The organism is Pseudomonas asplenii, assembly GCF_001293465.1.
GTDB lineage: Bacteria > Pseudomonadota > Gammaproteobacteria > Pseudomonadales > Pseudomonadaceae > Aquipseudomonas > Aquipseudomonas fuscovaginae_B.
In genome coordinates, this window is the sequence record NZ_JSYZ01000027.1 from 65,647 (window position 1) to 80,078 (window position 14,432).

General features: G+C 63.4%; 19 protein-coding genes. 11 read left to right on the top strand and 8 right to left on the bottom strand.

Annotation, left to right across the window (positions count from 1 at the left end; genetic code table 11):
- Window position 1: 1 nt before the first annotated feature.
- From ddpC to PF66_RS32390, 5 genes are all read left to right on the top strand, one after another.
- On the top strand, window positions 2-883 hold the full coding sequence (gene ddpC / locus PF66_RS28780) for a D,D-dipeptide ABC transporter permease (RefSeq protein WP_054056954.1): 882 nt from the start codon (window positions 2-4) through the stop codon (window positions 881-883).
- On the top strand, window positions 880-1,878 hold the full coding sequence (locus PF66_RS28785) for an ABC transporter ATP-binding protein (protein WP_193394241.1): 999 nt from the start codon (window positions 880-882) through the stop codon (window positions 1,876-1,878). The genes ddpC and PF66_RS28785 overlap by 4 nt, the downstream gene beginning before the upstream one ends.
- Entirely contained in the window at window positions 1,875-2,846 is a 972-nt protein-coding gene (locus PF66_RS28790; RefSeq protein ID WP_054056956.1) for an oligopeptide/dipeptide ABC transporter ATP-binding protein, read from the top strand. Before PF66_RS28785 ends, PF66_RS28790 begins: the two co-directional genes overlap by 4 nt.
- Before the next feature lie 157 nt (window positions 2,847-3,003).
- The gene (locus tag PF66_RS28795; RefSeq protein WP_054056957.1) at window positions 3,004-3,510 is read left to right on the top strand and encodes a hypothetical protein; all 507 of its coding nucleotides are present in this window, start codon (window positions 3,004-3,006) and stop codon (window positions 3,508-3,510) included.
- 8 nt (window positions 3,511-3,518) lie between these two features.
- The gene (locus PF66_RS32390) at window positions 3,519-3,959 is read left to right on the top strand and encodes a type II toxin-antitoxin system YafO family toxin (protein WP_081005888.1); all 441 of its coding nucleotides are present in this window, start codon (window positions 3,519-3,521) and stop codon (window positions 3,957-3,959) included.
- A gap of 63 nt (window positions 3,960-4,022) precedes the next feature.
- Here PF66_RS32390 and PF66_RS28800 read toward each other — a convergent pair whose 3' ends face one another.
- Window positions 4,023-4,370 carry a BON domain-containing protein gene (locus PF66_RS28800; RefSeq protein WP_054064547.1) on the bottom strand — a complete coding sequence of 116 codons (348 nt, stop codon included), beginning with the start codon at window positions 4,368-4,370 and terminating at the stop codon, window positions 4,023-4,025.
- Window positions 4,371-4,612: 242 nt separating this feature from the next.
- On the opposite strand from PF66_RS28800, the gene PF66_RS32395 reads away from it, so the two are divergent.
- Window positions 4,613-4,741, top strand: coding sequence for a type II toxin-antitoxin system RelE/ParE family toxin (locus PF66_RS32395; RefSeq protein WP_239687909.1), 129 nt, complete (start codon window positions 4,613-4,615; stop codon window positions 4,739-4,741).
- Window positions 4,742-4,918: 177 nt separating this feature from the next.
- Here PF66_RS32395 and PF66_RS28810 read toward each other — a convergent pair whose 3' ends face one another.
- A complete protein-coding gene (locus PF66_RS28810) occupies window positions 4,919-6,031 on the bottom strand; it encodes a DJ-1/PfpI family protein (RefSeq protein ID WP_081005889.1) in 1,113 nt (370 codons plus the stop codon).
- Between the two features lie 87 nt (window positions 6,032-6,118).
- On the opposite strand from PF66_RS28810, the gene PF66_RS28815 reads away from it, so the two are divergent.
- Entirely contained in the window at window positions 6,119-7,135 is a 1,017-nt protein-coding gene (locus PF66_RS28815; protein ID WP_054056960.1) for a GlxA family transcriptional regulator, read from the top strand.
- Between the two features lie 4 nt (window positions 7,136-7,139).
- Here the strand turns inward: PF66_RS28815 and PF66_RS28820 are convergent, their stop codons facing one another.
- From PF66_RS28820 to PF66_RS28840, 6 genes are all read right to left on the bottom strand, one after another.
- Window positions 7,140-8,324, bottom strand: a complete 1,185-nt coding sequence (locus PF66_RS28820) for a sugar transporter (RefSeq protein WP_054056961.1) — start codon at window positions 8,322-8,324, stop codon at window positions 7,140-7,142.
- Window positions 8,325-8,534: 210 nt separating this feature from the next.
- Entirely contained in the window at window positions 8,535-8,696 is a 162-nt protein-coding gene (locus tag PF66_RS33130) for a hypothetical protein (RefSeq protein ID WP_162491358.1), read from the bottom strand.
- A gap of 30 nt (window positions 8,697-8,726) precedes the next feature.
- Window positions 8,727-8,936 carry a hypothetical protein gene (locus PF66_RS28825; RefSeq protein ID WP_026145362.1) on the bottom strand — a complete coding sequence of 70 codons (210 nt, stop codon included), beginning with the start codon at window positions 8,934-8,936 and terminating at the stop codon, window positions 8,727-8,729.
- 243 nt (window positions 8,937-9,179) lie between these two features.
- Window positions 9,180-10,538, bottom strand: coding sequence for a Na+/H+ antiporter NhaA (gene nhaA, locus PF66_RS28830; protein ID WP_054056962.1), 1,359 nt, complete (start codon window positions 10,536-10,538; stop codon window positions 9,180-9,182).
- Between the two features lie 162 nt (window positions 10,539-10,700).
- On the bottom strand, window positions 10,701-11,342 hold the full coding sequence (locus tag PF66_RS28835; RefSeq protein ID WP_054064548.1) for a DUF1109 domain-containing protein: 642 nt from the start codon (window positions 11,340-11,342) through the stop codon (window positions 10,701-10,703).
- Window positions 11,332-11,916: a sigma-70 family RNA polymerase sigma factor gene (locus PF66_RS28840; RefSeq protein ID WP_054056964.1), complete on the bottom strand. Its 585-nt coding sequence runs from the start codon at window positions 11,914-11,916 to the stop codon at window positions 11,332-11,334. Before PF66_RS28840 ends, PF66_RS28835 begins: the two co-directional genes overlap by 11 nt.
- A gap of 217 nt (window positions 11,917-12,133) precedes the next feature.
- Between PF66_RS28840 and PF66_RS28845 the strand changes: the two genes are divergently transcribed.
- The 4 genes from PF66_RS28845 to PF66_RS28860 are packed head-to-tail and all read left to right on the top strand — an operon-like array spanning window position 12,134 to window position 14,427.
- Window positions 12,134-12,427: a DUF2282 domain-containing protein gene (locus PF66_RS28845; RefSeq protein WP_054056965.1), complete on the top strand. Its 294-nt coding sequence runs from the start codon at window positions 12,134-12,136 to the stop codon at window positions 12,425-12,427.
- Between the two features lies 1 nt (window position 12,428).
- A complete protein-coding gene (locus tag PF66_RS28850) occupies window positions 12,429-13,253 on the top strand; it encodes a DUF692 domain-containing protein (RefSeq protein WP_054056966.1) in 825 nt (274 codons plus the stop codon).
- Window positions 13,250-14,002 carry a DNA-binding domain-containing protein gene (locus PF66_RS28855; RefSeq protein WP_054056967.1) on the top strand — a complete coding sequence of 251 codons (753 nt, stop codon included), beginning with the start codon at window positions 13,250-13,252 and terminating at the stop codon, window positions 14,000-14,002. Before PF66_RS28850 ends, PF66_RS28855 begins: the two co-directional genes overlap by 4 nt.
- Before the next feature lie 11 nt (window positions 14,003-14,013).
- Window positions 14,014-14,427, top strand: coding sequence for a DoxX family protein (locus PF66_RS28860; protein WP_239687910.1), 414 nt, complete (start codon window positions 14,014-14,016; stop codon window positions 14,425-14,427).
- The last annotated feature ends 5 nt before the right edge of the window (window positions 14,428-14,432 follow it).

Consider the following 14,432-nt stretch of genomic DNA (forward strand, 5'->3'; position numbering starts at 1 on the left):
AATGTCCGTCCCCTTGAGTGCAACCCGCAGCCCGCGCTGGAGCGACACGTTCGCCTACCTGGCCTACCAGGTCCGCCGCAGCCCGCTGACCCTGGCGGGCCTTGCGATCACCTCCATCGTGCTGCTGTGCATGATCTTCGCGCCCTGGCTGGCCAGCCACGACCCCAATGCGCTGAACCTGGCCGAGCGCCTGGCCGAACCCTCGGCCGAGCACTGGTTCGGCACCGATGAAGTCGGCCGGGACCTCTTCAGCCGCGTGTTGTTCGGCAGCCAGCAGTCGGTCGGTGTCGGCCTGTTCGTGGCCTTTGCCTCGTGCCTGATCGGCGGCCTGCTGGGCTGCTTTTCCGGCGTCATTGGCGGCCGCTTCGACGCGCTGGTGATGCGCCTGATGGACATCATGCTGTCGGTACCCTCGCTGGTGCTGATCATGGCCCTGGCCGCCGCCCTGGGCGCCAGCCTGTTCAACGCCATGCTGGCGATCACCCTGGTGCGGATTCCGTCCTACGTGCGCCTGGCCCGCGGCCAATCCCTGAGCATCCGCCAGATGGGCTACGTCAAGGCCGCGCAGACCTTCGGCGCCGGGCGCTGGCACCTGGTGCACTGGCACGTGGCGCGCAATGCCATGCCGCCGTTGCTGGTGCAACTGAGCCTGGACATCGGCAGCGCCATCCTCATGGCCTCGGCGCTCGGTTTCATCGGCCTTGGAGCCCAGCAACCCACCGCCGAATGGGGCGCGATGGTCGCCACCGGGCGCAACTACATCCTCGACAACTGGTGGTATTCGACCTTTCCGGGCCTGGCGATCCTGATCACCGCCACCGGCTTCAACCTGCTCGGCGATGGCGTACGCGATCTGCTCGACCCACGGCAACAGGGGAAATGACCATGCCCACACCCGCTCCCGTCCTGGCCATCGACAACCTGAGCCTGGAGTTCCCGGCCTACAAAAACAACGTCAAGGCGCTCAACGGCGTCACCCTGCACGTCAATCCCGGCGAGATCGTCGGCGTGGTCGGCGAGTCCGGCTCGGGCAAGTCGGTCACCGCCATGCTCAGCATGCGCCTGCTGCCCGAACGCAGCTACCGCATCACCGCCGGCAGCCTGAGCATGCTCCAGCGCGACATGCTCGCCGCGTCCGAAAAGGATCTGCTGCACATTCGTGGCCGCGATGCGGCGATGATCTTCCAGGAACCGATGACCGCCCTGAACCCGACCCGGCGCATCGGCCGGCAGATGCTCGACGTGATCATCCACCACCAGAAGATCAGCGCCGCCGAGGCCCGCCAGAAGGCCATCGCCCTGCTGCGCGACATGCACATCGCCAGCCCCGAGCAGGTGCTGGACGCCTACCCCTTCGAACTGTCCGGCGGCATGCGCCAACGGGTGATGATCGCCCTGGCGTTCTCCTGCGAACCGCAGTTGCTGATCGCCGACGAGCCGACCACGGCGCTCGATGTCACCGTACAACGCCAGGTGCTGCTGTTGCTGCGCGAGCAGGCCCGGCAGAAAGGCACCGCCATCCTGCTGATCACCCATGACATGGCACTGGTCTCGCAGTTCTGCGACCGGGTCTATGTGATGTACACCGGGGCCGTGGTCGAACAGGGCAACACCGCCGAGGTGATGGGCAATCCGCAGCATCCGTACACCCGCGGCCTGCTCAGCGGCCTGCCGGAGATGGTCGAACCGGGCCAGCCGCTGCAGACCATTCCGGGGCAGGTACCGAACCTGGCCGCCCTGCCCGAGGGCTGCACCTTCGGCGAACGCTGCCCACATCGCATGCCCGCCTGCGCCCAGCGTCCCTCCCTCACCCCCATCAACGGCAACGAGCAACGCAAGAGCGCCTGCTGGCTGCCGGCCAAGGAGCTGTCGCAATGAACAGTGCCATCATTCATCCGCGGCCGGAAACGGCACCCGAGATCCTGCGGCTCGACGACGTCCGTGTGCGCTTCCCGGTGAGCAGCGACTGGCTCGGCCGCCCACGGGGCTACGCCCATGCGCTGAACGGCATCGACCTGCAGGTCCGGGCAGGCGAAACCCTCGGTATTGTCGGCGAGTCGGGCTGCGGCAAAAGCACCCTGGCGCAGTTGCTGATGGGCCTGATCGCCCCCAGCAGCGGCGCCCTGAACTGGCCCGAGCACGACAACGGCAAGGCCGGGCACAACGTGCAGATCGTCTTCCAGGATCCGCAGTCGTCCCTCGACCCGCGCCTGCCGATCTGGCGCATCATCACCGAACCGCTGTATGCCCGCGGCCACCAGTCCCGCGAACAGATGCGCGAAGTCGCCGCCAAGGTCGCGTCCCAGGTGGGCATACGCCCGGAATACCTCGATCGCTTCCCGCACCAGTTCTCCGGCGGCCAGCGCCAGCGGATCGCCATTGCCCGTGCACTGTCCTCGGACCCGGACATCATCGTCCTCGACGAACCGACCTCGGCCCTGGACATCTCCGTGCAGGCGCAAATCCTCAACCTGCTGGCGGAACTGCAACGCGCGCGCCAGCTGACCTACATCCTGATCTCCCACAACGTCTCGGTGGTGCGGCACATGGCCGATCGGGTGGCCGTGATGTACCTGGGGCAGATCGTCGAACTGGGCAGCGCCGCCAAAGTGCTGGACACGCCGCGGCATCCGTACACCCGCCTGCTGTTCGAGGCGGTGCCACGCCTGGGTGTGCCGCTACAGGCCGACCAGGTGGCGGCGCCGACCGAGCTGCCGGGCAATCGGCGTCTGCCGCAGGGGTGTTTCTTTCGCGAGCGCTGCCGGATCTGCACCGTGGGCTGTGAGAAGCCCCAGGTCATGGTGGGCTCGGAACAGCAACGGGTCCGGTGTCATATCCAGCGCTGATCGAGGGACCAACCGGGCTGATCTACACTGAGCGTCAGGAACTGCAGATTATCGGTTTTTCATTTCATGCCATGTCCAGTCGTTGTACTAGTGAAGTGCAGAACCGATAATCACCCTCTGAATTTCGGTACAAATGCCATCGTCCCGTGGAGGCCCCATGTCTATCAAAGCGGCAGCACCGACAGCGCTCATTGTCGCGGCTCTCGCCTTGGTCGGTGATTACACCAACCTTTCGGGAAAAAGCTCATCGTCATCGACAAGGGAATCCATGGTCGAGAAGCCAACCCTTAGCGACCTGCAGAGGGTGATAACCGGGCTGACGAAGGGCTGGCAGGAACTGGATACCGTATTTTCGGGAAACATCACCTCACTGGCCTCATCGACAACATTTGACGATGAGCGGTTCTTGAGGAATATCGAGTTGCTGAAAGCTACTCGACAGTTGGAGGATGACCTCAGAAAGGCACAAGTACCCTTGGCCCTTACTGACGACCATGAGGCACTTCGTAGAGCAGTAGCCAAGGTCAGAACCCGACTTGCCACGATCGACAGCTTGTACAAGCAATTCTTCTCACGCCCTGAGGAGTTCGAAAGCAAACTCTCCCCCTCTGCACTTCGAGATCTTGCTGAGCACACCAGCCATCGGTTAAGAGAATTGACCTAAGGGATTGAATGGCAGTCGAGGTTTCCTTCCACCCCAAAACGTTTGCAGAATTCTTTGAACCTGTTGACGCCCAGCATCCTGGATTTTCCTCTGCCTTGAAGAACGAGTTTGAGCGCTACATCGGGTCAAACCGGTCGTGCTTACCCTCTATTTTTGGAAGAGATGCACCCTACACCCAGCCCTCACTCGCGCTCCAGGCATGCATGATGCACATCCATGTCAGAATTCCACCGGCCAGATTTCGTGAGGGCACCCCTCAGCGAGATAGAGTTTGCAAAGCGGGTCGGCCAGGCGAGGATGCTGCGCTCGTATACGTGCCTGGAGAGCTGTATGAAAGCAGATATCTGATTCTGGCCTTCCTTTGGCCTGATGCGCACGGCAAAGCTCGAAACCAGGCAGCCATGAAGTACCTGGCCCGCTTGGCCAAGGAATGGCGAGAGAAAAACTGACGGATCACCCCGCAGGCAGGAACGCCTGGTAATCAACGTTCCTGCCCGGATTATCCGAAGAGATCATTCGTCCTTGCGCGGCGGCATTGGCGAACGGTACTCGCTGCTCTCTTCCGCATTCGGCGGCTGCATCGAGCCCGTCGGTATGAACACGTGGGTCAGCAGTTCATGGGCATCGACGTCGAGGACACCGGGCACCCGGTGCACAAGGTCGACCACCCGCTCATACTGGCGATGATTCATCACCCGCCCACTCAGGGACACCATCCCGGCATGGGTTTTCACATGGATGTGCAGGCTCTGGGCGGAATCCGCCATGGCCAGGGCGGACTTGACCCGGGCGGTGGTCCAGGTGTCGTGCACGGCCATGCCCAGATCATGGGATAGATGCTGCAGGGATGGTTGTTTCATGGCAGAACCCTCTGTCGGTTGCAGACGTACTGTTCATGCCCAGGGTGTGGTTGTGGAGTACGCGCCGCAGCCGCACCAACACTCAATCAGTATAGTGTGTGGCGTCGGGGAGCATGACGCGGCCGGCCAGGCGGCGCAGCGCCAGGGCAAGGCCTGCCACTCTCCTGAAGAGTCCGATGCAGTCACACGGAACAGGCTTCAAATCATACCCGTTACGGGTATACCTAATGGATCGAGCCCGCATGATCACTCTCAAGCGCAAAGACTTTTCGCGCTGGCAAACAGGCGAAAAGCAGTCCGATGCGATCTTGTGCAAAGCCGTCATGGAGATGGAAAAGGGACTGATCGATGCAGACTTGGGAAATCATTGAATCCCTACGTGGCGATCTCGCTCGTGCGCAAGTGGGAGCAAGCCGATACACGCCCTGCCGGGCCGGCCCTCAAACTGCTCAACATCATTTGCGGACAAAGGATTTGCAAGCAATCGAGTTCGAAGACGCTGATCCCTCGAATTGATTCGAAGATGGGCTCGTTGGCCGCCCTGAACCTCACTTTTTGACATACTCAAGCTGAAGGGCCACAAAATCAGCTGTCGCCGCACCGTAACGACTGGCAATGCCTTCCAACGCAAGATCCAGCGCGCCCGCCGCTGCACCGGTATGGGGGGCAAACGTTGGCTGGCCGGAACCTGCAAGCACCTCAGGCAGCAACAGCAAGCCATGCCTTGAATGAACGCTTGTACGGGTACTGCTCGCCAGCGCATGGGAACGGTAGGTACGTGACCAGGCATCGGCGGTCAGCGCCAGCGCGATCTCATCGTAGCCCTCCTCCACCGGCACCTCGACCGTCTCATCCCTCCAGAAGGCGAACAGGTTTGCCAACGCGACAAAACCCAGACCCGTCGTCAACTTGAATTGGCTGCTGTCGTGGGCTGGCCCCCATGAATCCACACCCAGGCGCCTGGCCGTAACATCGGCTGCCGAGCGGCCTGCGACGGCCTCGACCAGCGCCAAAGACGCCGGAATCGACGCACTCACACCCGTGGTCGTCATCACGTTGCGATCGGCCACGTAACGGCGACCCTGCACCCAGGTGGTGTCTGGGTACTGCCGCTTGAGCGAGGCCAGCGAATACCAGTGTGAAGTCGCAACCCGGTCGCGCAACAGTCCAGCATTGGCCAGCACCCAGGCGCCGTCGCAAATCGAGACGATCCGCGCACCCGCGCTTGCCTGTTTGCGCACCCAGGCAAGCAGCGCCGGGTCATCCGCGCGGTGCATGGCTGGCACCACAAGAATGTCGGCGCCCTCCGGCGTGGCAAGGTCGAACTCGGCGGTGGTCATCTGCGCCTGGATCTCGAGTGCCGGCATCAACTTTACCCTGCCAGGCCGGGTCGATACGGCGATCACCTCCATCACCCCGGACTCCTTGAGCACGCCATAAGGCACCAGAAAATCGGTGGTCTCGGTACCCGCGTTGTCAGCCAGCACCACCGCAAGCGGGCGACTGCGCCCCGGCTTGGGCGCCGGCACCTGGATCAGTCTCCCCACATCATCGCGAACCACCTGTTTCGGGGACTCGGAATGCGACGGAACGGAGCAGGCCACCAGCAGCAATAATCCCAATGCGAGTACCACGATTGCGCTACGGTGGGCGTGCGTCATGAAGCGTCTCTTCTGCCTGATTGCTCGCCAGGAAAATTACACGCACCATGACGTGACCAAAAGGTCAATTCAGTCGCATTTTCCGCCATGACTTATCTGCAACGAAAAACCCGCACGGTCGCCGTCGTCGGCTTCGACGGTGTTCAGTCACTGGACGTAGTCGGGCCGATGGAAGTATTCGCCGTCGCCAATCGCCACAGCCCTGCCGAGGTGGCTCCATATGAGGTCGTACTGGCCTCGACCGATGGCCATGAGATCGCCACCCACGCCGGTTTTCGACTCGCTGGAGCCATCGCCCTTGCTGACCTACCCGCAGAATTGGACACGATCATCATTGCCGGAGGTAGTGAGGATGCGCTGCGTAGTGCTGCTTGCGAAGACGGAGTTTTGCCCTGGTTACGCGAGCGCTCCACCCAGACAAGACGCATCGCCAGCGTCTGTACAGGCGCCTTCGTACTGGCGGCAGCGGGCTTTCTCGACAATCGTCGCGCGACCACCCACTGGAACGCCTGCGAGTTGCTGAAGGCACTCAGACCCGCGATTCACGTCGAGCCGGATGCGATCTATGTCGCCCAACCACCTTTTTACACGTCGGCCGGTGTCACGGCAGGGATCGACTTGTGCCTATCACTGGTAGAAGCCGACTGTGGGGCGGCTGTCGCCCTGGCCGTTGCCCGTGAGCTGGTGCTCTATATGCGTCGACCAGGCGGGCAGTCGCAGTTCAGTGCCGGACTGAAGGTTCCAGCGAACGCAACACCGCGCTTGCGCTCGTTGATAGCCGAAATCATCGACGACCCCAGTGGGGACCTCAGCGGTCCGGCGCTGGCTCAACGGGCCGGTATGAGTGAAAGAACGCTGTCGCGGATGTTCCGCAAGGAAACAGGCCATCCACCGGGCTACTTCATCGAAACCGCTCGCGTCGACCGGGCCAAGCTATTGCTCGAAACATCGGAGTGGCCATTGGCAAGAATTGCCGATCGCGCCGGTTTCGGCAGCCTGGACGCCCTGCACAGGGCGTTTCTCAAACGTGTAGGCGCAACGCCGGGCTTCTATCGTGAGCGATTTGGAGCACAACGCGCTGACCGGGGCCCACCCGACTACTGAGACCCTAGCCCTGGGCACCCTTGAGTGAGTGGCGGTACAGCGACACGCAGTAAAGCGCCAACGCCACACCCGCCAGCGCACCGCCGACCACGCCGATGTAGGAAAACCCCAGCTGCCGCCCTACCCAGCTCCCCACCAGCGCCCCACCGCCAATGCCGATGTTGTAGATCCCGGAAAACATCGCCATGGCCACGTCGGTGGCGTCCGGCGCCAGTTCCAGCACCTTGCGCTGCAGCGACAGGCCAAAGCCCATGATCGCCACGCCCCAGAACACGCTCAGCACACTCAGTGCCGAAACATTGCCACTCAACGGCAACAGCAGGAGCAGGCAAACAGTCAGCAACGAGGTCACCACCAGCAGAAACGGCTGCGGGTGTTGCCGGTTGAACCTGCTGAACAGCCACGAGCCCAGGACTCCGGCACCCCCGAACAGCAGCAGGATCAGGGTGACCACCTCGCCACTCATGCCCGCCACGGTCTTGATGAACGGTTCGACATAACTGTAGGCAGTGAATTGCGCAGTGATTACCGATGCCGTCAGGCAGTAGACCGCCACCAGCGCCGGGCGCTTGAACAGCACCGGCAGGCTTCTCAGCGACCCCGAGTTCTGGCTCGGCAGCAACGGCAGGGTTTTCCCGAGCCAGAGCACCAGGCCGCCAGCCAATACGGCAATCACCAGGAACGTCGTACGCCAACCCATGGCTTCGCCCAGCAACCGGCCCAGCGGAATCCCCAGCACCATCGCCATGGACGTCCCGGTCGACAACAACCCCAACGCCTGCACCTGCTTGCCCGCCGGCGCCACCCGTACCGCCAGGGACGCGGTGATGGACCAGAACAATGCGTGGGCCAGGGCAATGCCGATCCGGCTCACCAGCAGGACGCCGAAACTGCTGGCGATGCTCGACAGTACATGGCTGGCAATGAACAACCCGAACAGAACGATCAGCAGCTTGCGTCGCTCGACGTTACGGGTCAGCAGCATCATCGGCAGCGAAGTCAGCGACACCACCCAGGCGTAGATGGTCAGCATCAGGCCGACCTGTGCGGTCGACATGTCGAAGCTCTCGCCGATGGCACTCAACAGCCCGACCGGCACGAATTCGGTGGTGTTGAAGACAAAGGCGGCCAGGGCCAGGGCGATCACCTGTTGCCAGTTGCCGGTGTTTTCAGTTGCTGGGGTGGTCATTTGCCAATCCGTCTTACGCTATCGAGGATCGGGCCATCGACGGCTCAGGGGCCCGACGCCCGAAGAAAAGCAGGTGAAGCCTGGGTGACGCACAGGGTGCAAGGCTCGCTCCCTGAGGCAGCTCGATGGCTGGAAACTGACGAGCATGCCCCGGTCACGTTGCAACATAACAGTTGTACTGCCTCGCAGATAGGACAGTGGCAGCGATACTCAAGCGCCTGACCCATACCAGGCATTGAGCAGCACCAGTTCCACGAAGGCTACACACGCCGCGAAAATCAGGAATCCCGGAGAAAACACGCGTTTTCTGCGATGGTTCGAACCGTCCGGCAGATTCAGAATCCCGGCGATCAGATCAAGTAGCTCGCTCATGTGCATCCATAGCGCGGGTTCCTCCTGTTTTCAGTGCAGCGTCGCCGCGCGACGACTCTGGCCGATCCGGATGCGGTCCAGCGCACGATTCAAGGCGTCCAGGGCATTGAGCAGCGCCTGGGCCTCTGCTTCCCGACCATCACCCCAAAGGCGTTCGGCCATTTTGTTCAGGGCCTGGATCGACTTTTCGATATCGGCCGCTGTCGCTGCCGAGCTACCTGCCAGCTGTGTCTTGGGCATTTTTCGAACTTCGATTGAGGAGGGATGGAGTTTTTTACCACGCCAGGCCCGCTACTGAAAGTAAGACACGTTTGTCTTCCTGGCGACCCGAAGAACGTGTCTCGCCACGGCAGCTTCACAAGCCGCCGTGCAACGCCGCCAGGCTGCGATGTGTTCGTGGCTATCTCTCCAAGACAGTACACCACAGAGAGAACACTGCCCTGGCTGCCTGAAAAAATGAATTAAGGCGCCAGGGCCGGACAATCAGGATCTGACGCGCCGGAAAACGAACGCCCCCAGCCCCCAGAGCAACCCGAGCAGCGCAGCGCAGCCGGAAGCCGACAGCACACCCAGCTTGGCAATCCCCAGCAGGCTCTGGTCGGTGTAGGCCAGGCCGGCAATGAAGATGGACATGGTGAAACCGATACCGGCCAGCAGACCGATCAGCACCACGCCCCGCCACTCCACGCCTTCCGGCAGTTGGCAAAGCCGCGTCTTGACCAGCACCAGGCAGGACAGCACCACTCCGAGCGGCTTGCCCAGGACCAGAGCCAGGAAAACGCCGACCATGACCGCCTGGGTAGACCCGGAATCCAGCGACAGATGGCCCATCTCGACCCCGGCATTGGCCAGCGCGAACAGCGGCATGATGCCGTAGGCCACCCAGGGATGCAGGGCAACCTGCACGCGCTTGACCGGTGCCAGCAGTTCACGATGGGCCTGGCGAATCCGAGCGAGCGGTTGATGCACGGCATCGTGGTCCGGACGCTCACTGACGTGGACGACCAGCTCACGAATGGCCTGGCTGAGGGTCGCCAGCGGACGCTCCGTGGCGGGTCGGGAATAGACCGGGGTCATCAGCCCCAGCACCACCCCGGCCAGGGTTGGATGCACGCCCAGGATGGCAAAGCCGGCCCAGAGAATGGCGCCCGGAATCAGGTACAGCCAGGCATTGGCGATCCCCATTCGCTGGAACAGCAGCACCGCCAGGATCCCCGCCAGCGCCACCACGGCGCCCAGCGGATTGAGTGAGCTGGTATAGAACAGGGCGATGATCAGCACCGCCACGATGTCGTCGATGATCGCCAGGGCGAGCAGGAACACCCGCACCCCGGAAGGAATCGTTTTCCCGAGAAGGGCGAGCACCCCGACGGCAAAAGCGATATCCGTCGCCGTCGGCACGGCCCAACCGCTGATGGACGCATGGCCGGCGTTGAAGAACACGTAGACCAGGGCCGGCACTGCCACCCCGCCCAAAGCCGCCATGACCGGCAGTGTCGCCATACGCATGTTGGACAGGGAACCGTCCTTCATCTCAGAGCGGATCTCCATCCCGACCACCAGGAAGAAGATCGTCATGAGGCCGTCATTGACCAGGTAGTGCAATGTCGCTCCGGCGGAAAAACTGCCCAATGAAATGCTCAGGCGGGCATGCCAGAAGGCCTCGTAACCGACAGATGTCGGCAGGTTGGCCCAGAGCAGGGCGACGATGGCGGCAATGAGCAGCACGATACCGCTGACCGCTTCGATATGACTGAAGCGTTCGATGGCGGCGAGCGCCTGCTGGGTGAGTTGCTGAACGCGAGGGATAGAGTGGGACGCGGGTGTGTTGGGTGCGGGCATGAGCCATCCTCACCAGCGGCCCGACCGGCGTAAGTCTTTAACCTGCGCCTTTCGATGGAAAGCCACACCCCTGTATATCGTAGGGTGAATGCCAGTGTGGCTGCAACCCGGTCGAACCGATATACCAGGCCCTGCGCTGCGAACCGATCGGGTTCGGGCCCGCTACCACCTCAATAGTCGCGGTCCCAACCAAGCCCCCAGCACCGTGGGCAGCAGCATCCCGGCCAGATACCATACGCACCAGAAGGTCACGTTCATTTCCGGACAATGCAGACAGTAGGCCAGCGTGGCGGTGGCGCCCGCCAGCAAACCACCGGCAGCCCCTGTGGCGCGCAAGCGGGTCGGATTCATCGTGCGCAGCACCCACACATTGGCGACCAGCGCCGGTAGCGAAAGCAGCGCGATGTTCAGCGCGCAGGTTTTCCAGGTGGTGCCGAACAACAGGCCTGTGCGATCACCCGCCGATGCGCCGAACCACTCCAGAGCGCCCCCCAGCCACACCAGTGCCACCGGTATGAGCAATGCTCCTGCGGCCGGCCCGGTCTTCACGCCAGGGCGAGCGAGACGGTGCACCAACACCAGTGCCACGCCCAGCAGTACACCCGGCAAGGCCAGCTTGGCCCAGAACAGCGGCGTACGTGCGACCTCGGCCAGGTCCGGGCGCACGCCATACAGGCTGGCCATCAGCAGCACGGCACCCAGCCCGCCGGCGGCCAGCGCCAGTACCAGGCGGCGCGCCAACACATGGGGCGGCACCCGGGGGTTGCCGGTGGCCAGCAGCCCGATCAGTTCGTCAGTGTTCATCGTTACGCTCACCTCGAATCATTTTCGCCAGGCTTTTCAGGCCACGGTGAATGTTCACCTTCACCGCGGAGATGGACTGCCCCACCTTGTGCGCGGTTTCGTCCACCGACAGCCCTTCGAGCTTGACGTACTCGATGGGCAGGCGCTGCCGGTCGGGCAGCTGGCTCAGCAGGCGCCCCAGGTCCCGGCTCGCTTCGGTGGCCTGGTCGTCAGTCTCGGCGAACCATTCGGCCTGATCGTCCAACGGCAGCTGCCGATCCTGGACGCGTCGTGCCGTGCGCAGGTAATCAGCCAGCTTGTAACGCCCGATGGCTTGCACCCAGGCGGTGACCGGCTGCCCGGGCAGGTAGCTGTGTCGTGCATTGTGCACCGCCAGCAGCACCTCCTGCACCACATCCTCCACCTCCGCCGGCCGGCCGATCAGACGCCGCCCCAGAAACGCGCGCAGGTGACCGGCCAATGCCGTGAGGAACGCCCGATAACTAGCGGCATCACCGGCCAATCCGGCGAGCAGCAGGCTCTTGAGCTGTTGTTCACGCTCGGCAAGGCGTTCCTGATGGTTAGTTCGTTGCATACGCTGCCCTGGTTACAACCCGTGGCTGAAAAATGCACGGGCCGTTGCAAGCGGCAGATCCTACCCAAGCTCCCGGCGGACTCACAAGATCGACCCAAACAGACCCTCTGAAAAAAAATCGGTACCGCTGTAACCAAACCTCAGGGCGCAACGAATTAGCTACTGACCACTGCGAACAGTGGCCCATTCAATCCTGAACATCATTGGAGTCCACCTCATGAAAGCTATTGCCCTCAGCGCCGCCGCCCTCGCCCTGGCCGCCCTCGCCGGTACCGCCATGGCCGACACCACCAGCCAAGGCGCCGCCATGAGCAAGAACCCGGCCATGGAAAAATGCTACGGCGTGGCCAAGGCCGGCGAGAACGACTGCAAGGCCGGTGCCGGTACCACCTGCGCAGGCACCGCGAAAAAGGACTATCAGGGTAACGCCTTCAAGGAAGTGCCGGCCGGCACCTGCACCGGGATCATGACGCCCAACGGCGCCGGCTCGCTGACCCCGAAAAACGCCTGAGATGAACAGCACCGCCTCACTGGGCGCAGGGCTGGGGCTCAAGCCCCAGCACTTCACCGAGGCACTCGAGGCCACAGCCCCCGGGTTGTGGTTCGAGGTGCACGCGGAGAACTACCTGCTCGGCGGCCCCCGCCGTGCCTGGCTCGAACGCCTCGGCCAGCGCCATCCACTGGCCCTGCACGGGGTATCGCTGTCACTGGCTGCCGACGCCCCACCCGACCCACAACACCTGGCCCGCCTGCGCCACCTGGCTGATGCCGTGGCGCCGGTGCTGGTCTCCGAACACCTGGCCTGGGCCACCTGGCGCGGCCACTACTACCCTGACCTGCTGCCGTGCCCACGCAGCCGCACGGCCCTGGCACGTATCGCCGACAACGTCGCCCGCACCCAGGATGCACTGGGCCGGCGCATCGCCGTGGAAAACCCCAGCCATTATCTGCACCTGGAAGGCCATGAGCTGGACGAGCCGGCGTTCCTCGGAGAACTGGCCCACCTCAGCGGTTGCGGCCTGCTGCTGGACCTGAACAACGTTTACGTCAGCACCCACAACCTCGGCCAACATGCCGACGTCTACCTCAGGGACTTTCCTCTCGACCAGGTGATGGAAGTGCACCTGGCCGGGCATCGCGCCGACCACGCCAGCGCACTGCTGATCGACAGCCACGACACCGAGATCAGCGAACCGGTCTGGGCGCTCTACCGGAACCTGTTGGCACGCACGGGGCCCCTGCCCACCCTGATCGAACGCGATGACGCGCTGCCGGACTTCGACACGTTGATGAGCGGGCGCACGCAAGCGCAAACGCTGCTGGAGAACACGCCATGAGTACCCTGGCCCGTTTTCAGGACGACTTCGTCGCGGCCCTCTACCAACACCCGGCACCGGCGCTGGAGTCGCTCACCGCACAGCCGGGTTTCGCCGTGTACCGCAACACCGTGCGAGCCGCGTGCATCGACGCCCTGTGCGACAACTTCCCGAGCGTGCTCACCCTGGTGGGCGAAGCATGGATGCGGGCCGCTGCGGACACCTACGCCCAGGCACACCCCCCCATCGATGCACGGCTGGCGCTGTATGGCCATGAGTTCCCGGCATTCCTGGCGGAACATCCCGGCGCCCAGCACTTGCCCTACCTGCCGGATGTGGCGCAGTTGGACCGACTCTGGCTGGAAGCCTTCTGCTCGACGGTAGAAGCGGCCCTGGCGCCTGCGGCACTGGCCAGCGTCGCGCCGGAAGCGCTCGGCAGACAGGCACTGCGCCCCCGCACCAGTGTGCGCTGGCAGTGGTGCGCGCAACACCCGGCCCATGCCTTGTGGTACTGCAGCCGTTTCGAGGGCATCGCCCGGCAGCCAGCCCATTGGCACGGGGAAGGCACCTTGCTGGTCGGCGAACTGGACGGGGTCACCCATGCGCCCCTGAGTGCTGGCGCGGTGGCCTTTCTCGACGCCTGCGCCGACGGGCTGTCGCTGGACGCCGCCAGCACCCACGCCCAGCGGCGTGAACCGGATCTTGATTTCACAACGCTGTTCGGCACGTTGATGGCCGCACAGGTCTTCGCCCCTCTCCCACTCGAATGAAGGTACCTTCCATGAACGCTTCCGTGCTGACCCGCCTGCTGAGTGACAACCTCCTGTTGCTGCTGGCCCGCCTGGGCATCGCTTCGGTGTTCTGGCTCTCCGGGCGCACCAAGGTCGAAGGCCTGCTGACGATCAGGCCCGGCACCTATTCGCTGTTTCGCGATGAATATGCCCTGCCCCTGCTGCCCCCGGAGCTGGCGGCACACCTGGCCACCTACGCCGAGCATCTGTTCCCCCTGCTGCTGGTGCTGGGCCTGGCCACCCGGTTCTCGGCCCTGGCCCTGCTGGGCATGACCCTGGTGATCGAGATATTCGTCTACCCCGATGCCTGGCCGACCCACCTGACCTGGGCCGCCCTGCTGTTGCTGCTGGTCGGCCGCGGTGCTGGCAGTTGGGCGCTGGATCGACGCCTGGGTTGGCGCTGAAATCG